Origin of the sequence: Xanthomonas sp. NCPPB 1638, assembly GCF_041475635.2 — a bacterium.
In the GTDB taxonomy this organism is placed as follows: Bacteria; Pseudomonadota; Gammaproteobacteria; order Xanthomonadales; family Xanthomonadaceae; genus Xanthomonas; species Xanthomonas cucurbitae.
On record NZ_CM192984.1, the window covers coordinates 1,366,320 to 1,389,435 of the forward strand.

Below are 23,116 nucleotides of genomic sequence, written 5' to 3' on the forward strand. Positions count from 1 at the left end.
CGGGGAGGAACAAGGCTTGACAGGTGGGGCGGCGGGACCCGGGACCCGGGGCCGGGGACCCGGAAAAGCGGTGAATCGCTTGATTGAAAGCCCGCGCATCGCTTCCTGCACGGGCGGGGAGCTGCGCCGGTCTGTGCCTAGACGGCCCCGGCGTGTTGCAAGATCCGCAGCTGTTCCGGGTCCCCGGTCCCCGGTTCCGGAGACCGGCTCTCCCGGCTTTCCAGCGCCAACCGCACCGGCGCAAAGCTGCGCCGGTGCTGCGGGCATGGCCCATACTTTCGCAGCGCGGTCAGATGTACCGGCGTGGCATAGCCCTTGTGCTGGTCGAAGCGGTAGTTGGGGTATTGGGCGTGCAGGGCGTGCATCAGGCGGTCGCGGGTGACCTTGGCCACGATCGAGGCCGCCATGATGGCGCGGTCCAGGCCATCGCCGCCGACCAGCGCCTCGGCCGGGCAAGGCAGCCCCTTGGGCACGCGGTTGCCGTCGATGCGCGCAAACCCGGCCACATGCGCCACCCCTTCCACCGCGCGCCGCATGCCGAGCATGGTGGCCTGGTAGATGTTGATGCGGTCGATCTCTTCGCTGTCGATCAACACCACCGACCACGCCAGCGCCCGGTCGACGATGCGCGCGTACAGCTGCTCGCGGCGCTCGGCAGTCAGTTGCTTGGAATCGTCCAACCCGTTGATGCGCGGCTTGGCAGGATCCAAGACCACCGCCGCCACCGCCACCGGCCCGGCCAGCGGACCGCGGCCGGCTTCGTCGACGCCGGCGATGAGACGGGAATCGGGAATCGGGAGTGGGGAATCGTGGAAAAGCCCGTCCTGCGTCGTCGGAACGACCAAGGCAGCAGGGGAGGTGGAGCGCTTCATGGGCCACCTTCTGCCGATTCCCGATTCCCGATTCCCGATTCCGGCTGCGTCAGCAGCCCAGCCACCGCATCGGCCGCGCGCGCGGAGGCATCGCGGCGCAGTTCGGCATGCAGGGCCAGGTAACGCGGTTGCAGGGCGGCGACCTTCTCCGGGTGCTTGAACCAGTCCAGCAGGGCGACGCACAGCCGTTCCGGGGTGCAGTCGTCCTGCATCAGCTCGGGGGCGAGGTCGTCATTGGCCAGGATGTTGGGCAGCGCGTAGCGGTTGACCTTGAGCAGGCCCAGCGTCTTGACGATGCGGTAGGTCAGCGGCGCCACCTTGTAGCCGACCACCATCGGGCGCTTGACCAGCATGGCTTCCAGCGTGGCGGTGCCGGAGGCCAGCAGCACCACGTCGGCGGCCAGCATCGCGGTGCGCGCCTGGCCGTCGAGCAGGTGCGAGCGCATCACCGGCAGCGACGAGCGCGAGAGCTGCTCGGCCAGCAATTGCTTGCAGCCCGTGTTGGCGGCGGGCACCAGCACATGCAGGTTGGACAGGTGTTCGGATACCAGCCAGGCGGCCTGGAAGAAGGTGTCGCCGAGCCGGCTGATCTCGCCCTGCCGGCTACCCGGCAGCACCGCCAGCACGGTGCTGGAAGCGGACACGCCCAGCTTGGCGCGTGCGGCCTGGCGGTCGGCCTGGTAGGCGATATCGTCGGCCATCGGGTGGCCGACGAAGCGCGCGTCCACGCCGTGTCTGGCATAGATCGGCGGTTCCATCGGGAACAGGCACAGCACCAGGTCGGCACTGGCGCCGATCTTTTCCGCACGCTTTTCGCGCCAGGCCCAGACCGAGGGGCTGACGTAATGCACTGTCTTGATGCCACGCTGCTTGAGCCAGCGCTCTACCGGTAGATTGAAATCCGGCGCGTCGATGCCGATGAACACATCCGGCTTCCACGCCAGCACGCGCTCGCGGAACGCGCGACGCAGCTTGAGCAGGCGCGGCAGATGGCGCAGCACCTCGGTCAGGCCCATCACCGCCAGCTCGCTGGCGTCGAACCAGGTCTGGCATCCCGCACCGCGCATCGCATCGCCGCCGATGCCCACGCATTCGGCGCCCGGGTAGCGCAGCCGCAACTGCTCGATCAGGCCCGCGCCCAGGATGTCGCCGGAGGCCTCGCCTGCGATCAGGGCGATGCGGGGAGGGCGCGCATGCGCGCCGGGAATGGGGAGTGGGGAATGGGGAATCGGCAGAGCCGTCGGGTCGCCGTCTGCAGGCGCGCGCTCCTGCACGCCTGTCTCGATTCCCGATTCCCGATTCCCGATTCCCGTCATCGCAGCAACGGCCTTTCCGCCGCTTCGATGAACTCCAGCATGCCACGCACGTCTTCGCTGTCCCTGGCCTGCTCGGCCAGTTGCGCCTTGGCGTCGGCCAGTGGCAGGCCCGCCACGTACAGCGTGCGGTAGGCACGCTTGATCGCAGTGATGCGCTCGGCGTCGAAGCCGCGGCGCTTGAGGCCTTCGCTGTTGATGCCGCGCGGGCGGCCCAGCGAATCGCTGCCGACCATGGTGAAGGGCGGCACGTCGCCGTTGGTCAGCGCGCCCATGCCCAGGAAGGCGTGCGCGCCGATGCGGCAGAACTGGTGTGCGCCGGCAAAGCCACTGATGATGACGTAGTCGCCCACGGTGACGTGGCCGGCCAGGGTGGTGTTGTTGGAAAACACGCAGTGGTTGCCGACATGGCAGTCGTGCGCCACGTGCGTGTAGGCCAGCATCCAGTTGTCGTCGCCGACCACGGTGGCGCCGCCGCCGCCGCCGGTGCCGCGGTTGATGGTGACGAACTCGCGGATCACGTTGCGGTTACCGATCGTAAGCTCGGTGCGCTCGCCGGCGTACTTCTTGTCCTGCGGTTCGCCACCGATCGCCGCATGGCCGATGAAGCGGTTGTCGCGGCCGATCCGGGTAGGACCGTTGATCGAGCAATGCGGCCCCACCTCGGTGCCAGCGCCGATCTCCACGTCCGCGCCGATCAGGCAGAACGCACCAATGCGGACGTCCTCGGCCAATCGCGCCGCGGGATCGATGACGGCGGTGGGATGAATCAAGGGTGCCTGATCACGCATCGTCTCTCACCTCCAAAAACGGATTATTCCTTGGCACCGGCGCACATGACTTCCGCGCTGGCCACGACTTCGCCGTTGACCTTGGCCTCGCCGTAATAGCACCCCATGTTGCGGATCAGGCGCTTCATCTGCACTTCCAGCATCAACACGTCGCCCGGCACCACCTGCTTGTTGAAGCGGGCATTGTCGACCTTGACCATATAGAACAGTTTGGACGACGCATCGCGGCCCAGGCCCAGCTGGGTCAGAACACCGCCGGCCTGCGCCAGCGCCTCGATGATCAGCACGCCCGGCATCACCGGACGGGTCGGGAAGTGGCCCTGGAAGAACGGCTCGTTGCTGCTGACGTTCTTCTGCCCGACGATGCGCCTGGCTTCCAGGTCCAGCTCGATGACCCGGTCGATCAGCAGGAACGGATAGCGGTGCGGCATCAGCGTCTTGATCTGGTTGACGTCGATCGGCAACTCATAAACGGGGTGACTCATGCGTTCTCCTTGCCCACAGCCAGGATGCGCCTTGCCAACGCATCGAGCTGTTTGAAGCGCGCGGCATTCTTGCGCCACGTGCGATTGTCGGTGAGAGGGGTGCCGGACGAATACTCGCCCGGCTCATGGATGGAATTGCGCACCACCGACTTGCCGGTGATGACGACCTTGTCGCAGATCTCCAGATGGCCGACCACGCCGACATGCCCGCCCAGCAGGCAATAGCGGCCGATCTTGGCGCTGCCGGCAATGCCGGTACAGCCGGCGATGGCGCTATGGGCGCCGATGCGGCAGTTGTGCGCAATCTGTACCAGGTTATCCACGCGCACGTCTTCTTCCAGGACGGTGTCTTCGAGCGCGCCGCGGTCGATACAGGTGTTGGCGCCGATCTCGCAATCGTCGCCGATGACCACGCCGCCCAGCTGCGGCACCTTGATCCAGTGGCCGGCATCCATTGCCAGGCCGAAGCCGTCGGCGCCGATCACTGCGCCCGGATGGATGCGCACGCGCTTGCCCAGGCGCACGCGGGTGACCAGGGTGACGCGGGCGAGCAGTTCGCTGCCATCGCCCACCACGCAGTCTTCGCCGACGATGCTGCCGGTGCCGATCACGCAGCCATCGCCCACGCGGCTGCGCGCCCCGATGCTGACGAACGGGCCGACATGCGCGCCCGGCGCCACCTGCGCGGTGGGATCGATCACCGCCGACGGATGGATGCCCGGCGCGCGCACCGGCGGCACATCGAACAACGCGGCGATCTTGGCGAACGCGGTGTACGGGTCCTTGGCGATCAGGGCAGTGCCTTGCGCTGCCTCGGCATCGTCGGCGCGCAGGACCACCACGGCCGCCTGTGTCTGCGCCAGTTGCGGTCGGTAGCGTGGATTGGACAGGAAGCTGAGTTGTCCGGGTCCGGCAGTGCTTAGCGTGGCCACACCGTCGATCTTGATAGTGCCGTCGCCCTGCATGGCCAATCCGAATCGTTCCGCGATTTCTTTAATGGGCAGTTGCATTGGACGAACCTCTTCGTTTGGTGTGAGCTCAATTGTAACTTTACATTATGGTAATTTATTTAAATGTAGTATTTTGAAAGTCATTCCCATGGTTGACTTGCAATATTTTTCTTGTTAGAAATGCGCGCCACTAATTAATTTAGTGAGCGCTTAGGGTCGCAGTATTCTGATTGAAAATAAATTGGAGTATTTTATGAGCAAGCGTATAACTGTAAAGGCTTCGTGTTCTTTATTGGGTTTGGCGCTCTACCTGCTCTTCATTGGCTCCGCGGCAGCCCAGTTAGGCACCCCCACACCTGCTACATGCCAAAAAATATATGGGAACTGCTTGTCGGGAGGTGGATCCCAGCACCAGTGTAAATCGAGTTTCGATGAGTGCATGAGGCTTGCAAGAGGTTAGGCATTTTGAGTCCAATCAGTTCGTGCGGTGAAGGGCGAGTCTGATCTCGCCCTTTTTTTTCTAGAACTGGCCGCCGAAAGTGAACTGCAGGCGCTCGATCTCGTCGTTGTCTTCCTTCTTCAGCGGGAATGCGTAGCTGATCGAAATGGGACCGACCGGCGCGCGCCACAACAGCGCGACACCGGTCGAGGCACGCAATTCGTTGGCCTTGAAGTTGTCCACGCCGCTGTAGACGTTGCCGAAATCGAAGAAGGCCGAGATGCGCGCGGACGGGCTGTCGAACAGCTTGGGGAAATACATTTCCACCGAGCCGACCGTCTTGAACGAGCCACCCAGCGGCTGGCCGCGGTTGAACCCGTTGATGGCTTCCGAGCGCGGGCCCAGCGTATTGTCCTCGAAGCCGCGCACCGAGTTGGTACCGCCAGCGTAGAAGTTCTCGTAGAACGGCAGCCCGGTGGCGGTCACGCTGCGCAGGCGGTTGCTACCGTTGCAGGCCTGCTCGGTCACGGTGGCGTTGTTGACCGCGCCACAGATGTCGACCGTGGTGTCCTTGCCGTAGCTGTCGCCGTAGCCCAGCTCGAAGCGGGTGTTCAGCACCAGCGCCGGGATGATCGGCCAATACTTGGAGATCTGGTAGTTGAGCTTGTAGTACTCGACCGTTGAGCCGGGCAGAGTGGTTTCCAGGCCCACGCGCTGGAACATGCCGCGGGTCGGCATGAACATCTCGTTGCGGGTATCGCGTGCCCAGCCGAACTCGGTGCGCACGGCCTTGAAGGTGTCCGTGCCGACGGCACGGATGTAGTCCACGATCGCCTGCGGCGTGGTGCCGGGGAAGGTGGTGATCTGGTTGCTGTCCACGCCGATCATCGCCGAGACGGTGTCGTTCTCGGTGATCGGGACGCCGAAGATCACCTGCGCCGAACCGTTCGTGCTGTTGAACTGCGCGGTGTTGAAGTCCGAGTAGTCCAGCGAGCGCCAGGACAGGTTGTAGCCCAGCGAGACGCCGTCGTCGGTGAAGAACGGATTGGTGTAGGAGAATGCATAACGCTGCTGGAAGGTGCTGCGCGAGGCCTCCACCGCCACCCGGTTGCCGCCGCCCAGGAAGTTGTTCTGCGACAACTGCACCGAGGTGGTCACGCCGAAGGCCTGCGAGAAGCCCAGGCCGAACACGAAGCTTCCGGAGGTGGTTTCCTTGACGTCATACACCACGTCCACCTGGTCGTTGCTGCCGGGCACCGCGGGGGTTTCCACGTTCACCGACTCAAAGTAGCCCAGGCGTTGCAGGCGGATCTTGGAACGGTCGATCGCCGCCTGCGAATACCAGGTGTTCTCGAATTGGCGCATTTCGCGGCGCAGCACTTCATCGGAGGTGCGGCTGTTGCCCTTGTAGAGGATGCGGCGCACGGTCACGCGCGGGCCGGGCACCACCTGCAGGTTCACCGCAACGGTGCGGTCCTCGCGGTTCGGGGTCGGGATCGGATTGACCTTGGCGAAGGCATAGCCGACGTTGCTCAGCGTATTGGTGATCGCATCGGAGGTGTACTCCAGCAGCGCACGCGAGAAGATGTCGCCGGCCTTGGGGATCACCAGGCGCTCGATGTCGGCCTGCGGCAGCACGGTGTCGCCGGTGACCTTGATTTCGGAAATCTTGTATTGCTCGCCCTCGGTGACGCCGGCGCTGACGAACATGTCGCGCTTGTCCGGGCTGATCGACACCTGGGTGGAGTCGATGCTGAAGTCCACATAGCCGCGGTCCAGGTACCAGGAGTTGAGCTTCTCCAGGTCGCCGGACATCTTTTCCTTGGAGTACTGGTCGTCGCGGCGATACCACGATGCCCAGTTGTGCTCCTTGGATTCCCAGTTATCCAGGATGTCCTGGTTGGCGAACTTCTCGGTGCCGATCAGGTTGACGTGGCGGATCTTGGCCGCCTTGCCCTCCTTGATCGCGATGGCCACATCCACGCGGTTGCGGTCCAGCGGGCTCACCGTTGGGGTGATCTCGACGTTGTACTTGCCGCGATTGTTGTACTGGCGGGTCAGTTCCTGGGTCACGCGGTCCAGGCTCAGGCGGTCGAAGGTACCGCCCTCGGACAGGCCGATATCGCCCAGGCCCTTGAGCAGTTCCTCGGACTTGATGTCCTTGTTGCCGGTCACGGTGAGCTTGTTGATCGCCGGACGCTCCTTGACCGTAATCACCAGGATGTTGCCCTGGCGGTCCAGCTGCACATCTTCGAAGAAGCCGGTGCGGTAGAGCGCGCGGATCGAGTCGGCCACCTTGGCATCGTCCACGGTGTCGCCGCGGTTCACCGGCAGGTAGGTGAACACGGTGCCGGATGCGATGCGCTGCAGGCCGTCGACGCGGATGTCGCTGGCGACGAACGGCTCGGCGGCCAGGGCAATGGCTGGCAGGCTGAGGCCGGCGGCAAGAGCGAGGGCAAGCAGGCGGCGAGTGGGAAGACGCGTCATGTCACATCCGGTTGGAGTCGATTGCGGGTGTTGCTGGGTGCCGGCGTATGACGACGACAACAGGCGATAGGGGGAGAACAGCTGCATCATGGAACCAGGCCAAGGATATCGTTGTAGAACGCCAGCCCCATCAGGCCCGCCAGGACCGCCAGGCCGACATATTGTCCGGCGATCATGGCCTGTTCGCTGAGCGGGCTGCCCTTGACCAACTCGATAAGGTAATACAGCAGGTGCCCACCGTCCAAGATCGGGATGGGCATCAGGTTGATGATCGCCAGGCTCAGCGACAGCAGGCCCAGGAAATACAGGAACCAGTCGAGCCCGCGCTCGGCCGAGGCATTGGCCGCGCGGGCGATGGTGACCGGCCCGGAGATGTTCTTGACCGAAGCCTGGCCGGTCAGCATGCGCTTCATCATGCCCAGCGAATCGGCGGTCATCCGGCCGGTTTCGCGAATGGCGGCAGGTACGGCGGCGAAGAAGCCGTACTGCTGGCGGCTGTCGTAGGCCGGGGCGGGCGCTGCGGCCGGGCGGATGCCGATCATCCATTGGCCCTGCGGCGATTTGCGCGGGGCGATCTCCAGCGCCAAGCGGTCTTCGCCCTGTTCGCCCTTGCGCGCTACCTCGATCATGCCCAGGCCGCCGTGTTCGCCCAGCGCCTGCACCTGCGGAATGATGTCTTCGGCCGAGCGGATCGGCTGGCCGTCGATGGCCACGATGCGGTCGCCCGGCTTGAGCAGGCCATCGGCCACCGAGCCGGGGACCACTTCGGCGACCACCGGCGGCTGCAGCATGAACTGCCAGCCTATGCCGGCCAGCGATGCCACGCGGCGCTCGTCGAAACCGACCGGCAGCTGCGAAAGACGCAAGGTGTGGTCGCTGTTGCCACCACCCTCGGCGGCGGTGAGCACTTGGATATCGCGCTTGTCCATTGCCGCGGTGGTGAGCTGCAGGCTGGCATCGCTCCAGCTGGTCACGCGGCGGCCGTCGATGCGCACGATGCGCTCGCCCGGGGTCAGGCCGGCTGCGGCAGCCAGGCCATCGGCGCGGCCCACGGTGGCCGAATAATCCTGCTTGCCGACCACGAACATGGCCCACAACATCGCCATGCACAGCAGCAGGTTGGCGATCGGGCCGGCAGCGACGATGGCGATGCGCTGCCAGACGGTCTTGCGGTTGAAGGCCTGCTCCTGCTCGGCCGGGTGCACATCGCCTTCGCGCTCGTCGAGCATCTTGACGTAGCCGCCCAGCGGGATGGCGGCCACCACGAACTCGGTGCCGTGACGGTCGCGGCGCATCCACAACGGTTTGCCGAAACCCACTGAAAACCGCAGCACCTTGACTCCGCAGCGGCGCGCCACCCAGAAATGTCCGAATTCGTGGAAAGTCACCAACACGCCCAGGCTGACGATCATCCACCAGACCGAACCGATGAAATCACCCATGGATGCAACTCGGTTGCGTGAAACGGTCAGGCATGCGGGGCGTAGTGGGCAAGGGCGCGTTCGGTGATCTGCCGGGCTTGCGCGTCGGCAAGCAGCAGGGTGTCCAGGGAGTCGGCAGTGTGTCGGGGGAGCGTTGTCAGCGTGTGTTCGACCAACGCAGGGATCGCTAGGAAACCTATATGGCCCTGAAGAAACGCTGAAACGGCCACTTCGTTGGCCGCGTTCAGGATGGCCGGTGCGGTCCCGCCGGCGCGCAGCGCCTCCCAGGACAGGCGCAGGCATGGGAAGGCGTCCACGTTCGGCGCCTCGAACTCCAGCCGGCCGTGCTGCAACAGGTCCAGCCCGGCAACTCCGGAGTCGATCCGCTCCGGCCACGCCAGGCCGACCGCCAGGGTGGTACGCATGTCCGGCAGGCCGAGCTGGGCCAGGGTGGAGCCGTCGACGAACTCGACCAGCGAGTGCACCAGGCTCTGCGGATGCACCAGCACGTCGATCCGGTCGCCGGACAGGCCGAACAGGTGATGCGCCTCGATGACTTCCAGGCCCTTGTTCATCAGGGTCGCCGAATCCACCGAGATCTTCGGGCCCATCGACCATTTGGGGTGCGCCACCGCCTGTGCGGGTGTCACCGCCGTCAGGGCGGCGCGGTCCCAGCCGCGGAACGGCCCGCCGGAAGCGGTCAGGACCACTCGCCGAACGCCGGCGCTGGCATCGCAGGAGCGCAGGCACTGGAAGATGGCGCTATGTTCGCTGTCGATCGGGATGATCTCCGCGCCGGCCGCAGTGGCGGTGCGGGTCAGCAGTTCGCCGGCCAGCACCAGCGATTCCTTGTTGGCCAGCAACAGGCGCTTGCCGGCGCGTGCGGCGGCCAGGGTGGAGGGCAGCCCGGCGGCGCCCACGATGGCGGCCACGACGGTATCGCAGGCGTCGCTGGCGGCCAGTGCATCCAGGGCTGCACCACCGGCATGCGCCTGGGTGGCCAGGCCGGCGGCACGCAGGCCGTCGCGCAGCGCCGGATACAGCGCTTGGTCGGCGATCACCGCGTGCGCGGGCTGGTGGGTGGCGCACAGCGCCAACAGTGCATCGACCTGCCGGCCGGCGGAGAGCACGCTGGCGTGCAGCCGGTCGGGGTGGCGGGCGATCACGTCCAGTGCCGAAGCGCCGATCGAGCCGGTCGCGCCGAACACGGCGACCTGGCGGGAGGAAGAGCCAGCCATGCCTAGAATCCGAGAATGTCCTTGCCCAGTGCGAACACCGGCAAGGCCGCAAGGACGCCGTCGATCCGGTCCAGCACGCCGCCATGGCCGGGAATCACCGCTCCCGAGTCCTTGGCCCCGGCGTGCCGCTTGAGCAGGCTTTCGAACAGGTCGCCAAGTACCGAGGCCAGCACCGCTACCGCCGCCACCAGCACCAGCAGTGGCGCCTGTGCCAGGGTCAGCCCGGCCAGCCAGCCGAAGGCGCAGGCCACCACGATCCCGGCCAACAGGCCGCCGGCCAGGCCTTCGATGGTCTTGTTGGGGCTGATGCGCGGTGCCAACTTGTGCTTGCCGAACGCGCGCCCGGCAAAGTACGCGCCCGAGTCGGCCGCCCACACCATGGTCAGCGCGGTCAGCAGCCACAGGTTGCCCTTGTGTGTGTTGGCATGCAGCAGCACGAGCGCGGCCCAGGCGGGAAGCACCGCCAGGCTGCCGGCCGCGAGCTTGAGCGCGCGTGCCTGGCCGTTGCCGTGATCGGCGCCGAAGGTGAAAAAGCGCAGCCACAGCAGCGCCAGCACCCACCACACCACCCCGACCAGTGCGGCGATCTGGAACAGCACCATCGAGCCGGCCGACGCCCACACCATCAGCACCATCAGCAGCAGGTTGAGCATCAGCAGCACGGTGCGCGGCAGGCTGTCGTCGATGCCGGACAGTTTGAGCCACTCCCACAGCCCGGTCAGGAACAGCACCGCTGCCAGTGCCGCCAGCCACTGGGTGGGCAGCAGCACGATCGCGCAGATGGCGAGCGGCGCCATGATGAGCGCGGCAATCACGCGGGTTCTGGTCATGCCGGGGTGGTCTCCGTCGCCTGAAGGGCGATCTGGGCGCTGGTCAGGCCGAAGCGACGCTCGCGCCCGGCATAATCGTCCAGCGCCTGCTGCAGCACGCCGGCATCGAACTCCGGCCACAGGGTGTCGGTGAACCACAGCTCGGTATAGGCCATCTGCCACAGCAGGAAATTGCTGATGCGGGTGTCGCCACCGGTGCGGATGAACAGGTCCGGGGCCGGCAGGTCGGCCAGGGCGACCCGGCTGGCGAGCAGGGCCTCGTCGATCTGCTGCGGTTGCAGCCGGCCGGCTGCGACCTCTTCGGCCAGCGCACGCGCAGCCTGCGCAATGTCCTGGCGGCCGCCGTAGCTGGCCGCGATGCTCAGCACCAGCCGCGCATTGGCGGCGGTGAGGCGTTCGGCGGCGGCCATGCGCTCACGCAACGGCGCGGCGAAGCGGTCGCGCTCGCCAATGAAACGCACCTGCACGCCGCGCCGCTGCAGTTCTTCGACCTCGCGGTCCAGTGCATGCAGGAACAGCTTCATCAGTGCATCCACCTCTTCCTGCGGGCGGCCCCAGTTTTCACTGGAGAACGCGAACAGGGTCAGTGCGCCGACGCCTTTTTCCAGGCAGAAATCGATGGTGCGATTGACCGCCCGCGCACCGGCGCGATGGCCGATCATGCGCGGACGGCGGCGGCGCTGCGCCCAACGCCCATTGCCATCCATGATGATGGCAAGGTGGCGCGGCACCGCGTCGTTGGAGGGGGCTGGATGCATGGCAGGCAATGCCACGATCAGACCGTCATCAATTCCTGTTCCTTGCCCTTGACGACCTCATCCACATCCTTGATGGCCTTGTCGGTGAGCTTCTGGATGTCGTCTTCGGCGCTGCGCGCCTCGTCTTCGGTGACAGCCTTGTCCTTGAGCAGATCCTTGACCTGCTGGTTGGCATCGCGACGGATGTTGCGGATGGCCACCTTGCTGTCTTCGCCTTCACCGTGCACGGCCTTGCTGAGCTCCTTGCGGCGCTCCTCGGTCAGCGGCGGCAGGTTGAGCCGGATCACGGTGCCCACCACGGTCGGGGTCAGGCCCAGATCCGAGGCGTAGATGGCCTTTTCCACGTCCTTGATCATGCCTTTGTCGAACAGGCTGATGACCAGCGAGCGGCCTTCGGAGACGCTGATGCTGGCGACCTGGTTGAGGGGCGTATCGGCACCGTAGGCCTTGACCTTGATGCCATCCAGCAGCGCCGGCGATGCACGGCCGGTACGCACGGTGGTCAGGGAATGGCGCAGAGCATCGATGCTCTTGGTCATGCGCGTCTGCGCGTCTTGTTTGATCTGGGTGAGCATCGCCGGAATCCGTGTGGAGCTGAATCCGCGGATTATAGCCGGGACTGGGGTTTCCCGACTCGCGCGTGGTCAGGACCCGCGCAGCCGGTTCACTTGCAAGCGTCGCTTGCCGCTGGAGGCGCTCGACGGACAGGCATCAACGCAGGCGTCAGCACTGCGCTCTAACGATTCCCGATTCCCGGCCTCAGCTACGGCCCTGCACCAACGTGCCGATCTGCTCGCCGCGCAGGATGCGCAGCAGCACGCCGGGCTCGCTCATGCCGAAGATGCGCAGCGGCAGGTCGCTATCGCGTGCCAGCGCGAAGGCGGCGGTGTCCATCACTTCCAGGCCCTGCAGGATGACTTCGTCGTAGGTCAGGCTGTCGTAGCGCACCGCGTCGCTGTGCTTCTTGGGGTCCTTGTCGTACACGCCATCGACCTTGGTTGCCTTCAGCAGCAGGTCGGCACCGATCTCGATCGCACGCAGCGCGGCGCCCGAATCGGTGGTGAAGAACGGATTGCCGGTGCCGGCGGCGAAGATCGCGATGCGGCCTTTTTCCAGATGACGCATGGCGCGGCGACGGATGAAGTCCTCGCAGACATCGTTGATCTTGATCGCGCTCATCACGCGCACCTTGGCGCCGAGCTTTTCCAGCGCATCCTGCATGGCCAGCGCGTTGATCACCGTGGCCAGCATGCCCATGTGATCGCCGGTGACGCGGTCCATGCCGCTGGCGGCCAGGCCGGCGCCGCGGAAGATGTTGCCACCGCCGATGACCAGGGCCACCTGTGCGCCGGCCTGCTGGGCTTCGATCACTTCCAGCGCGAGCCGATTGATGACCTTGGGATCGATGCCGTAGTCCCCGTCTCCCATCAGCGCCTCCCCGGATAGTTTGAGAAGAATGCGGCGATAGGAAAGCTCAGACATGGGAGACCTCGGGGGTGGGGGACGGCAAACGCCGGCAATTCTAGCGGAAGCCTGCCACCGGGGCGTGCTAAAAGTTCCTCTGGCCTGGGTCGAGGTGCCGTCAATGCGCCCGAGGGCCTGGCGGGGTGGGCACCTCGGTCGCATCGTAGGTGCTCACGCGGTTGCGGCCGCGGTGCTTGGAGCGGTACAGCGTGCTGTCGGCAGCCTGCAGCAGATGATCGATGCTGTCGAACTGACGTTCGACGCCGCCATGCGTGGCCAGGCCGGCCGAGAACGTGATGTGCAGCGGGCCGCCCTGCAGCTGCGCCATCGGCGTGCGCGCGGTTTCGGCCAGGATGCGTTCGACCACCATCAAGGCCGCTTCGGCCGGCGTGTTGGGCAGGATCACCAGGAATTCCTCGCCGCCGTAGCGTGCCACCAGATCGCTGGCGCGCACCATGCGCTGCAATGTCTGCGCGAAGTTGCGCAGCACCTTGTCGCCCACCAGGTGGCCATGCGCATCGTTGATGCGCTTGAAATTGTCCAGGTCGATGAAGGCGATCGACAGTGGCCAGCCCTGCCGCGAGGCCAGGTCGAACTCATGCGCCAGCGCGGTGCCGAGCTGGTGCCGGTTGAATACGCCGGTGAGTGCATCGCGGCTGGCCTGTTCGGCCAGGTGGCGCATGCGGTTTTCCGATTCGTCGGCATGCCGGCGTGCCTCGGCTACTTCCTGCAACTCGCGCAGGTTGCGCAGCATCGCCAGTTCGCGTGCCTGTTCGAAAATCATCTGGACGTGCTCGGGCTGCGGCACGCGGATGTCGAACAGGGCCTCCAGTTCTGGAAGCGATTCGGCAATGCGTTCGATCACCTTTTCGAAGCGTTCGGCGTCCAGGTGCAGCACGTCCTGCGCCTGCCGCTGCGCGCACTCGGTCGCGGCGGCGGCGCTGGCCGACAGCCAGATGTCGGCCAGGCGCCCGGACAGCGCCACGCACGCCATGAACGGTTCCAGGCTGGCTGGATCTTCCTCGCTCTGTGCGATCGCATTCTGCAAATAGGGTGGCAGTTGCCACTGGTGCGCCAGCCAGGCACCCACATCGGCATGCGTGGTGCCCAGGTGTTGGCGTTCGGCGTCCAGCAGCGCGGTGTTGTCGGTCGCGTGCTCGAACAGCTGCGCATACGTGTCCGGCGCGCCCTGCAGCAGTGCCAGCGTGCCGATGTCCTGCAGCAGCCCGGCCAGCATCAGTTCTTCCGGCTTGCGGATGCCGTAGGCCTGGCCCAACACACGGCTGGCCAGCGCGCACAGGCCGGCACGACGCCAGACGCGCTCGTGCTGGGGGGCGAAGGTGCTGCGCAGGCCATGCACCATCGAAAACCCCAATGCCAGGCTCAAGGTGGCGTTGAGTCCGAGCATGGTCAATGCCTGACCCAGGTTGTCGACGCGGCGGCGACTGGCGTAGAGCGGCGAATTGGCCACGCGCAGCATGCGCGCGCTCAGGGCCATGTCCATGCCGATGACGTCGGCGGCGGTGGCCATGTCCACGTCCGGATCCTGTGCCAGCTCGATGATGCGCAGTGCGATCCCGGGCGGGGAGGGGAGGTTGCGGCAGTAGAGCAGGGCGGCCTGGAGATCTGGTTGCATGTGTCATCGCCGACAGTGAGCGCCAGCATAGAGCGGCGTTCGGTAGGTAGGGCGCGCCATGCTCGGCAATCGTTGCGTTGCGTTGCATGTGCGCTGGGTGCTGAAAGCCTGGTCGGCGTCTGCAGGTAACGGCACCGGCGGGCACATCTGTAGCATCGGTGCCGTTGCCTATGTGGTGATTGTGCAGGATCGGCAGGGCATCGTTGGCGCACGCGCGCTGCAGGCACAAAAAAGCCGCGGCATGCCGCGGCTTTTTCTGCATGGTGTGACGATCAGGCCAGGCCGGCCTGCTTCATCACTTCGGCGGCGTAGTCTTCCACCACCTTCTCGATGCCTTCGCCGACCGCCAGGCGCTGGAAGCCGACCACGTCGGCGCCGGCGGCCTTGACCGCCTGCTCGACGGTCTGGTCGGTGTTCAGCACGTACGGCTGGCCGTACAGGGTGACTTCGTTGACGATCTTGCTGATCTTGCCGCTGATGATCTTTTCCAGGATGTCGGCCGGCTTGGCCTTGTCCTTGTCGGACATCTTGGCCAGCTCGATTTCCTTTTCCTTGGCGATGAACTCGGCCGGCACGTCGGAAGCCTTGACGTGCGGCGGGTTCATGGCGGCGATGTGCATGGCGATGCCGCGGGCCAGCTCGATGTCGCCACCCTTCAGCTCGACCAGCACGCCGATGCGGCCGCCGTGCACATAGGCGGCGACGTTGTTGGCGCTGTCGATCCGCACCAGGCGACGCACCTGCAGGTTCTCGCCGACCTTGGCGATGACCGCGGCGCGACGCTCTTCGATGGTCTCGCCGCTGTCCAGCGTGACGCTCTTGAGCGCTTCGGCATCGGTCGCGCCCGAGTTCAGCGCGGCATTGGCCACCACCTCGGTGAAGGCCAGGAAGTTCTCGTCCTTGGCGACGAAGTCGGTCTCGGAGTTGACTTCGACCAGCACGGCCTTGCCGCCGGCCTGTGCGCTGGCGATGCGGCCTTCGGCGGCAACGCGGTCAGCCTTCTTGTCGGCCTTGGCCAGGCCCGACTTGCGCAGCCACTCGGCAGCGGCATCGATGTCGCCAGCGTTTTCGACGAGTGCCTTCTTGCACTCCATCATGCCGGCGCCGGTGCGCTCGCGCAGTTCCTTGACCAGGGAAGCAGTGATTTCCACGGGATTACCTCATTGGACGAATGCATGCGGCGGAGGTGTTTCCGCCAGTAGGAGACGGTGCAGCGTGCCGGCCGCCCCCACGGTGTCTTCGGTGGCCCGCACGGCAGGTCGCGAGGGATCCGCCGGGGCTGCGGCCGCACAGCATGGTGCGGCCGCATTGCATGCCGATTACTCGGCAGCGGCGGCGTCGGCCTTCTTGTCGCCCTTCCTGGCCGGAGCGCGACGGCCCTTGCCTTCGTCGCCGGCGTCGGCCGAGAACTCTTCTTCGCGCACCGAAGCAGAGTTCGGCGCAGCGGCCTTGCCTTCCAGCACGGCATCGGCAGCGGCGCGTGCGTACAGCTGCACGGCGCGAATGGCGTCGTCATTGCCCGGGATGGCGTAGTCGACCAGGGCCGGATCGTAGTTGGTATCGACCACCGCGATCACCGGGATGCCGAGCTTCTTGGCTTCCTTGATGGCGATGTCTTCATGGCCGATGTCGATCACGAAGATCGCGTCGGGCAGACGGTTCATTTCCTTGATGCCGCCCAGCGAGGCGTCCAGCTTCTCGCGCTCGCGACGCAGGCCCAGCACTTCGTGCTTGACCAGCTTTTCGAAGGTGCCGTCGGTTTCGGCGGCTTCCAGTTCCTTCAGGCGGGCAACCGACTGCTTGACGGTACGGAAGTTGGTCAGCGTGCCGCCCAGCCAGCGCTGGGTCATGAACGGCATGTTGCAACGCTCGGCTTCTTCCTTGATGGACTCGCGCGCGCTGCGCTTGGTGCCCAGGAACAGCACGGTGCCGCGCTTCTGCGCGATCGAGGAGAGGAAGTTCATCGCGTCGTTGAAGAGCGGAACGGTCTTCTCGAGGTTGATGATGTGGATCTTGCCGCGCGCGCCGAAGATGTACGGCGCCATCTTGGGGTTCCAGTAGCGGGTCTGGTGGCCGAAATGGACGCCGGCTTCCAGCATCTGACGCATGGTGACCTGAGGCATTGAAAAAACTCCTGATAGCGGAATCGCCGTGCGCGGCTTGTGTTGTCAAGTCCGCACATGGATATGCGGACTGTTGCGAGGGACTCGCATCAACGCGCACATGACTCCGGGGTTGGGCTTCCCTGTTGCCTCCGCGACGAACCCTGTGTGAGGGCACCCCGGCACGGATGGCGGCAGCAGGTGTGGATTCGTCGGTGACGCCCGACGTGGGCGGCGTGAAACGTCGGAAGACGCAAAACAGCCGGCGGAGTATAGCCAGGACGCTGCAGCGATGCAATTGCGCGCCGGCGGCTGGCCTGAGCGCCCGTTTAGGGCTCCTGGGCGAGCGTGGTCTCGATGTCGCTGTTGATACGGGCCACCACGCGGCCGCCACCGGTCGGCAGGTTGGCCGGCAGGGCCCATTGGCGGGTCTGGCCGGGCAGGATGTAGCCGGCCAGGCTGTCGCGGATGCTGCGCCGGGCGCCGTCGGCATCGACGTAGGCCAGGTCGGCCAGCCGCGCATGGCGCAGCCCGGCGTTGTGCACGCGCAGCGCGCGATCCAGGCCATGCCCGGAAACGGTGGTTCGCAGCGAGGGAGACGGGTTGCCCGCCTCGCTGGGCAGGGCGAACACCGGTGTGGAATAGCGCAGCAGCGGGGTCTCGTCGCTGCCGGCCTGCTGGGTCACCACCAGCCGATAGCTGTCTTCGGTCTGTGCGGGACCGGGGCCCAGCCGGACCACCCGCAGCAACTGCCGGCCCTGCGGGGCGATTTCGAACTCGCTGGGGCTGACGGTGGCGTTGGTGGCCGGCTCCAGCAGCTCGCGCTCCCCCTGCTGGCGCCAGCGGTAGAGCCTGGCACTGGCACGCCACGGCAGGGTCGCCTGGTTGTACAGCCAGACCTCCGTCTGGTCGCCATCGGCCGGGATGTAGGCGGTGGTCGGTGCGATGGCGATCTCGGCCGCGGTCGCCGCGACAGCAGCGACCAGGCAGGCCATCAGCAGGGCCAGGGTGGGCAGCAGCATCCAGCGTGGTGCGGCGACCATGTTCAGAAGACGACGGTGGTGACGCGGGCGGCGTCGGCGGGAGCGGGACCGGCCAGGGCGCTGGCGTCCTGGCCGGCGGTGGCGATGGCCGCCGCCTCCGGGCTGGTGCTACGCGTCGGCAGTGCGATCGCCATCGGCGTGCCGCGCGAGCAATTGGCGCGGGGCGGCGTGGTGCGCAGTTCGCAGCCGCCGAGCAGGCGCAGGCCGACATGCAGGGTGGAGTTCTCCGACCCGCGGCTGCTGGCGGCGGCGTTGGCCACTGGCGCGGCGCAAACGAGGAAAGCCAGCATCAGGCGCTTCAGAAAGTTGATCGGCGTCATGAGGCAATCGTTTGCATTGGAGTCGTTGAAAATAACGACGCCACCGCAGCGAACTTTATTAACTGTCAATAAGTGATCGAGACGGTCACCGTGTCGCTGTAGGCGCCGGCGATCGGCAGTTGAGGCGCAGGCGCGCGGCCATACACGGTCACCGTCTGGGCCAGGCCGTCGCCGGTGCCGGCCAGGGTGTCGATCCCGATCGTGGTACCCCAGCGATTGTTGCGCCCGGCATCGCGATAGAGCTCGTAGGTGATGTAGTCGGCGCTGCTGGCGTGGCGCATGCGGCGGCTGACGCCGTTGGCATGGCTGCCGAGATCCAGGCCGATGTTCCAGGCGGTGCGGTTGGTGCAGGACAGGCTGATGGTGGAGCTGCGGTCGATCGCGTTCTCGATGCTGCCGGCGATGCTGCCGAAGTCCAGATCGGTGGTGACATAGGTATTGCAGCGCGCCGGGACGTTGGCCGAGGCGGTGAACGGAAAGGCGTTGCTGGCGGTCTTGGTGCCGCTGCTGGCGGTATTGCAGTCGGTGGGCTGCTGGATGCCGCCGATGATGCTTTCGTTGTAGGCGTAGCGCAGCACCGTATCGGCGCCGCCGAAGGCGCTGGCGTGATTGCCCACCGACAGGATCTGGTTGCCCGGAATGCGCCCGTAGAGCGTGACCGTGGTGGTTTGGGAGCCGCCGGTGATGATCGGGACCGGGTAGGCGAGGGTGAGAAGCATCGGCGATGGTGCGGCCGAGCCGGTAGCGCCCCAGATCTGGGAGCGTGCTGCGTCGCTGTAGATCTGGTAGCCCAGGCTGTCGCCGGTGGCATTGCTCATGCGGCGCGGGGTGTACACGCCAGCGCTGGCGCTACCCGGTCCCAGGTCCAGGCACAGCGACACCCGCGCGCTCCCCAGCACGCTGAGCGCGGCGGTGGCGCAGGAGACATTGAAGCTGGCCACCCCATCGGTGGGGCCGTTGGCGGCCACGTTGCCGAATGCCAGCGGTGTGCCCAGCGTGACCGTGCAGACGGTGTCGGCCTGCGCAGGCGCACTTGGCGCCAGCCAGAGCGCGGCCAGGGTCAATGCCAGCAGCGCACGCCAGAGGCTGTGCACGGTCATGGCGTGCGCTCGGCGATGCAGGGCAGCGGGCCAACCCGCGCAATACCGCCGGAACTCGCTGGGTAGGTGAACTGCGCGACACAGCGCCCATCCGGGGTGTCGACCAGGAGGCGGTTATCGCGTTGCAGGGTGTCCAGATAGGTTTCTCCGTCGTAGCCGACCACCACCCGCCCGGCGTCGCCTTCGCGTTGCACCATGCTGCCCACCGGCACCGACGCGCCAGCGGCATCGTGCAAGACGATGACCGCCGCCTGCACCCGGGTGATGCCAAAGCGCACCGCCACGCCGGATTGCTGGCGCGGAGTGACCGTGGTGTCGACCCGATCCACGCGCAGGTCCGCCGGCAGGCTCAGGGTGTCGATGGACAGCTGATTGCGTTGCCACGATTGCAGCGGCGTCACCAGCAGGGTGCCGCGCGCATCGGTGACGCCGATCAGGCGATTTTCCAGCCGCACCGGAATGCCCGGCTGCCCGTCGGTGGAGACCACCGCGAACGCATCCTGGATGTCGCGTGCGGCAAAGCCGCGGCCGTTCATCCACACCAGGCTGCCGCTGGCGCTGGCATAGCCGAAGGTGTCGCCGTCCTGGTTGGCGATGCCGAGGTTGTAGCGGCCGATGCGGTTCAACCAGCCCAGCTCGGCCAGGCCGCCACTGGCGTCGTCGCCGGCGCGCCCCTGCAGCCGCCAGCCGACGCCGCCCAGGTCGCCATCGCCGGGTAGCGGCTGGCTGACGTCGGCCACGAACCCGGTGCGATTGCCGTTGCGCTGCATCGAGGCGCTGGCCTGGCGGATCGCGCCGAACGTGGTCGACAGCGACAGATAGACGCTGCGGTCGCGGCGCACATCCAGGTTCTGGTTGGCCGACAGGTTGGCGGCCCAGTCGCGCCCGAAGCTGCGCGACCAGAACATGCTGGCATAGCGCGAGGTGTCGCCCTGCGGATAGCTCAGCCGCACGTAGCTGGTGCCCAGTGAGCCGATGGAGGTGAGGTTGACGCCGAACACGGCGCGGTCGCTGACGCGCGCCGGCAGGCTGTCCTGCAGTGCCCCGAGGTCACGATAGTCGCCATGGGTGCGTTGGGTGGCCAGGTTGAAGTTGAAGCGGCGGTTGTTCCAGGCATAGCCCAGCACGTACTGGCCGCCTTGCAATGCGTGCATGCGGCTGTGTGCGTAGGCCGCATTGAACACGCCGCCGGCGCCGAGCAGCCAGATGCCGCCAGCCCCGCCATTGACCACGCCGCCGCCGGCTTCGGCGTGCGCTTCCAGGGTGAAGTCGTCGCGCACACCGCGGCGCGCGGTGGCGCTGGCCACCGGTTGGGACCCATAGGAGAACGAATGCACCCCGTAGTCGCGGCGCAGGTGGCCGATGCCGGCCGACCATTCGGAAATGCCGCGCCCCAGCAGTTGCGGCGTGCCATAGAACGCAAAGTCCAGCCGGCGCACCCGGCCGAACGCGTCGGTCACCACGATCTGCGCCTGCCCGGTGCCGCTGATGCCCGGTTGCGCGGCCAGTTGGAACGGGCCGGCCGGCACCTGGCCGCTGTACTGGCGCAGGCCATCGACATACAGCTCCACGGTGGAGGGCACCGCCGCTTCACCGAGGAAGCTGGGCGTGGGGGTCAGTACGCGATACGGCTGCAGCGCGTAGTTGCGCCCGATCTGCACCCCACCCAGGCGGATCGAACGGCTCCAGTCGACGAAGCCGCTGTAGAAGTCACCGACCCGCAGGCTGGTGGCGGTGTCCGGGAAATCCATCTGCCAGGCGCTGTCCAGGCGCACCGCTTCGCTGCGCCAGCGTTCGTCCTGTGGACGGTCGTAGGCGAGGAACACGGCGGTGGTATCGACCATGCCGCGCCCAATGCCGAAGCCACGCAGCTCGGTGGTCAGCGACACGCTGCTGGCGCCGGCATTGCGCGTGGCGTACAGGTCGTAGTTGAGCAACATGCCCGGCGAGGCGGTCGCGCTGGGCGGGGCAAGGTCTTCAGCCTTCAGGACGGTGGTCGATAACGACAGCTGCGCCAGCGGGGCCTGCAGGGCAAGTCGCTGCAGGGCGGCGTCATAACGCACCTCCAGATCGCGCAGGCTGTCCAGCGCGATCTGCTCCTCGGCGGCGCGGTCGGCCAGTACAAAGCCGAGCGTGCGCAGTGTCTGAACCGAGGCGCGCAGGTGGCCATCGACCATCTCGAACGGCGCCAGGCCACGATCGGCCTGATTCAGGGTGACGTCCAGATACAGCGTCTGCGTCTGCGCATTGGCGCTCTGCGCGGGCGGGGCGGGCAGCGAGGTCGCATCGGCCAGGTCGCTGGCCGCAGCGCTGCCCAGGCAGCCGGTGGCGGCGAACAACGTCATCGCCAGCCGGGCCGCGTCACGGGGCCGCGGGCGCGGCCAGCAGGGTGCGTTCGTCGGCCTCACCATTGATCCTTGCGATGATGGAGCCGCGCGCGAACTGCGCCACGGGAGCACCCAGCGACCAGCGCATGGTCTGGCCGGGCAGCACATAGCCGACCAGGCCATTCAACGCGCTCCTGGTCGTGCCCTCGACGCGGTGTTGCAGGTCGGCCACCTGGGCATGCCCGTTGCCGGTGTTGCGGATCTGGATCTGCGCGGTGCCGTCGCTGCCGGCGACCAGCTGTGCGCTCAGGCTGGGCGCAGGCGCGGTCTTGCCCGGCGGCAGCACGAAGATCGGCACCGAGTAGCGCAGCACGAACTGCATGCCCTTGCGCTCGGCATCGGCGCTGGGCAATTCGTCGACGATGATGCGGTAGCACCGTTCCTCGCCGGTGGGCGGCGGCCCGGCGCGGATCACCCGGATCAATTGGCGCTCGCCGGCGGCCAGGGTACGCATGGGGGGGCTGACCAGCAGTTCCTGGGTTGGCTCCAACTGGTCCTGTCCATCGCGCTGGGTCCAGCGATAGGCGCGGGTCTGCACCTGCACCGGCGCACCACCGCTATTGCTCAGCCACAGCCCGTCGGCCGCCTGTTCTGCGCCCAGGCTCAGCGAGGTCGGCGCCAGCTGCAGGCTGGCCGCCTGCGCCGCCGGCAGCATCCCGCCGACACCCGGGCCCAGCAGCACTGCCAGGGCAGTCGGCAGCAGCCAGGGGAGCAGACGAAGAGCCAGGCGAGGGGGCGCGTGCATGCGTGGCCTCAATAGACGATGGTGGCGGTGATCGTGTCCTGGTAGCTACCGGTAGCGGGATTGTTGAGCGAAGGATTGGTCACCCGGCCGTAGACCGGATAGATCTGGTTGATGCCGGTGGCGGTGCGGCTCAGCGTATTGGTGCCGGTGGTGCTGCCCCAAACGGTGCTGCGGCCCAGGTCCTGGTACAGCTGGTAGGCGATGTAGTTGTTGCTGGTGACCAGGGGGTCGGCGTTCTTCATGCGCCGGGTGGTGACGTCGTTCGCGGTACCGGCGTTGCTGCCCGCACTCAGCGCGATGTTGTAGGGCGTCAGTGCGGTGCACTGGGCAGTCACGCTGCCGTTGGCGTCGGCGTTGGCGGTGGAGGTGGACAGCACCGAGCCGAAGTCCACGTCCGTCGCGGAGGCTGCGGTGATGGTGCAGGCCTTGGTGACGGCGATCTTGACGTTGAATGTGGTGGTATCTGCGGCATGGACGACGCCCACGCCGGCAAGCAGGCCGAGCGACAACAGGACAGGGTGAAGAGTACGCATGGACATTTCCTTGACCGATCGGGTCATCAATGGCGCGACGGCTCGTCGCGTTCCCTGCTATTGCATCCGTCGTGCCAAACATAACGGTGAATTCGGCGTCTATCTAGCTGTTTCCGTTGAATCTTTTGCTGGATTTGTGATGGCCTTCGCATGGCCTCGCTAAACGAAACCTTGACGCTATGTGAACGCGATCAACAATGAA

General features: G+C 66.4%; 22 protein-coding genes. 1 reads left to right on the forward strand and 21 read right to left on the reverse strand.

Annotation, left to right across the window (positions count from 1 at the left end):
- Nucleotides 1-137 precede the first annotated feature (137 nt).
- From rnhB to ACCQ13_RS06015, 21 genes are all read right to left on the reverse strand, one after another.
- Nucleotides 138-872: a ribonuclease HII gene (rnhB, locus tag ACCQ13_RS05915; RefSeq protein WP_104603524.1), complete on the reverse strand. Its 735-nt coding sequence runs from the start codon at nucleotides 870-872 to the stop codon at nucleotides 138-140.
- Nucleotides 869-2,188: a lipid-A-disaccharide synthase gene (gene lpxB, locus ACCQ13_RS05920; protein ID WP_223214409.1), complete on the reverse strand. Its 1,320-nt coding sequence runs from the start codon at nucleotides 2,186-2,188 to the stop codon at nucleotides 869-871. The genes rnhB and lpxB overlap by 4 nt, the downstream gene beginning before the upstream one ends.
- Nucleotides 2,185-2,976, reverse strand: coding sequence for an acyl-ACP--UDP-N-acetylglucosamine O-acyltransferase (lpxA, locus tag ACCQ13_RS05925; protein ID WP_104603526.1), 792 nt, complete (start codon nucleotides 2,974-2,976; stop codon nucleotides 2,185-2,187). The genes lpxB and lpxA overlap by 4 nt, the downstream gene beginning before the upstream one ends.
- A gap of 23 nt (nucleotides 2,977-2,999) precedes the next feature.
- A complete protein-coding gene (gene fabZ / locus ACCQ13_RS05930) occupies nucleotides 3,000-3,461 on the reverse strand; it encodes a 3-hydroxyacyl-ACP dehydratase FabZ (RefSeq protein ID WP_104603527.1) in 462 nt (153 codons plus the stop codon).
- Entirely contained in the window at nucleotides 3,458-4,471 is a 1,014-nt protein-coding gene (lpxD, locus tag ACCQ13_RS05935; RefSeq protein WP_159406822.1) for a UDP-3-O-(3-hydroxymyristoyl)glucosamine N-acyltransferase, read from the reverse strand. Before lpxD ends, fabZ begins: the two co-directional genes overlap by 4 nt.
- Nucleotides 4,472-4,931: 460 nt before the next feature.
- On the reverse strand, nucleotides 4,932-7,337 hold the full coding sequence (bamA, locus tag ACCQ13_RS05940; RefSeq protein ID WP_167526835.1) for an outer membrane protein assembly factor BamA: 2,406 nt from the start codon (nucleotides 7,335-7,337) through the stop codon (nucleotides 4,932-4,934).
- A gap of 86 nt (nucleotides 7,338-7,423) precedes the next feature.
- Entirely contained in the window at nucleotides 7,424-8,779 is a 1,356-nt protein-coding gene (gene rseP, locus ACCQ13_RS05945; RefSeq protein ID WP_104603529.1) for an RIP metalloprotease RseP, read from the reverse strand.
- A 26-nt stretch (nucleotides 8,780-8,805) separates the two neighbouring features.
- Nucleotides 8,806-9,996, reverse strand: a complete 1,191-nt coding sequence (locus ACCQ13_RS05950) for a 1-deoxy-D-xylulose-5-phosphate reductoisomerase (protein WP_104603530.1) — start codon at nucleotides 9,994-9,996, stop codon at nucleotides 8,806-8,808.
- 2 nt (nucleotides 9,997-9,998) lie between these two features.
- A complete protein-coding gene (locus tag ACCQ13_RS05955; protein WP_104603531.1) occupies nucleotides 9,999-10,826 on the reverse strand; it encodes a phosphatidate cytidylyltransferase in 828 nt (275 codons plus the stop codon).
- Nucleotides 10,823-11,584, reverse strand: coding sequence for a polyprenyl diphosphate synthase (uppS, locus tag ACCQ13_RS05960; RefSeq protein WP_104603532.1), 762 nt, complete (start codon nucleotides 11,582-11,584; stop codon nucleotides 10,823-10,825). Before uppS ends, ACCQ13_RS05955 begins: the two co-directional genes overlap by 4 nt.
- Nucleotides 11,585-11,601: 17 nt before the next feature.
- Nucleotides 11,602-12,159, reverse strand: a complete 558-nt coding sequence (gene frr, locus ACCQ13_RS05965) for a ribosome recycling factor (RefSeq protein ID WP_104603533.1) — start codon at nucleotides 12,157-12,159, stop codon at nucleotides 11,602-11,604.
- A 184-nt stretch (nucleotides 12,160-12,343) separates the two neighbouring features.
- Complete coding sequence (pyrH, locus tag ACCQ13_RS05970) at nucleotides 12,344-13,066, reverse strand: UMP kinase (protein ID WP_104542672.1); 723 nt, start codon at nucleotides 13,064-13,066, stop codon at nucleotides 12,344-12,346.
- A 100-nt stretch (nucleotides 13,067-13,166) separates the two neighbouring features.
- Nucleotides 13,167-14,684: a sensor domain-containing diguanylate cyclase gene (locus tag ACCQ13_RS05975; protein WP_104603534.1), complete on the reverse strand. Its 1,518-nt coding sequence runs from the start codon at nucleotides 14,682-14,684 to the stop codon at nucleotides 13,167-13,169.
- Nucleotides 14,685-14,956: 272 nt separating this feature from the next.
- Entirely contained in the window at nucleotides 14,957-15,835 is an 879-nt protein-coding gene (gene tsf, locus ACCQ13_RS05980) for a translation elongation factor Ts (protein ID WP_159406823.1), read from the reverse strand.
- Between the two features lie 168 nt (nucleotides 15,836-16,003).
- Nucleotides 16,004-16,807, reverse strand: coding sequence for a 30S ribosomal protein S2 (rpsB, locus tag ACCQ13_RS05985; RefSeq protein WP_104603536.1), 804 nt, complete (start codon nucleotides 16,805-16,807; stop codon nucleotides 16,004-16,006).
- 308 nt (nucleotides 16,808-17,115) lie between these two features.
- The gene (locus tag ACCQ13_RS05990; RefSeq protein WP_372372405.1) at nucleotides 17,116-17,808 is read right to left on the reverse strand and encodes a fimbrial biogenesis chaperone; all 693 of its coding nucleotides are present in this window, start codon (nucleotides 17,806-17,808) and stop codon (nucleotides 17,116-17,118) included.
- 23 nt (nucleotides 17,809-17,831) lie between these two features.
- Complete coding sequence (locus ACCQ13_RS05995) at nucleotides 17,832-18,149, reverse strand: hypothetical protein (RefSeq protein ID WP_104603537.1); 318 nt, start codon at nucleotides 18,147-18,149, stop codon at nucleotides 17,832-17,834.
- A 65-nt stretch (nucleotides 18,150-18,214) separates the two neighbouring features.
- Nucleotides 18,215-19,249, reverse strand: a complete 1,035-nt coding sequence (locus ACCQ13_RS06000; RefSeq protein ID WP_167526836.1) for a Csu type fimbrial protein — start codon at nucleotides 19,247-19,249, stop codon at nucleotides 18,215-18,217.
- A complete protein-coding gene (locus ACCQ13_RS06005) occupies nucleotides 19,246-21,594 on the reverse strand; it encodes a fimbria/pilus outer membrane usher protein (RefSeq protein WP_104603539.1) in 2,349 nt (782 codons plus the stop codon). Before ACCQ13_RS06005 ends, ACCQ13_RS06000 begins: the two co-directional genes overlap by 4 nt.
- 16 nt (nucleotides 21,595-21,610) lie before the next feature.
- Nucleotides 21,611-22,381 carry a fimbrial biogenesis chaperone gene (locus tag ACCQ13_RS06010; protein WP_104603540.1) on the reverse strand — a complete coding sequence of 257 codons (771 nt, stop codon included), beginning with the start codon at nucleotides 22,379-22,381 and terminating at the stop codon, nucleotides 21,611-21,613.
- Nucleotides 22,382-22,389: 8 nt separating this feature from the next.
- A complete protein-coding gene (locus ACCQ13_RS06015; RefSeq protein ID WP_167526837.1) occupies nucleotides 22,390-22,914 on the reverse strand; it encodes a Csu type fimbrial protein in 525 nt (174 codons plus the stop codon).
- On the opposite strand from ACCQ13_RS06015, the gene ACCQ13_RS06020 reads away from it, so the two are divergent.
- Entirely contained in the window at nucleotides 22,913-23,077 is a 165-nt protein-coding gene (locus ACCQ13_RS06020; protein WP_167526838.1) for a hypothetical protein, read from the forward strand. The two genes, ACCQ13_RS06015 and ACCQ13_RS06020, sit on opposite strands and share 2 nt — an antisense overlap.
- Nucleotides 23,078-23,116: the final 39 nt, after the last annotated feature.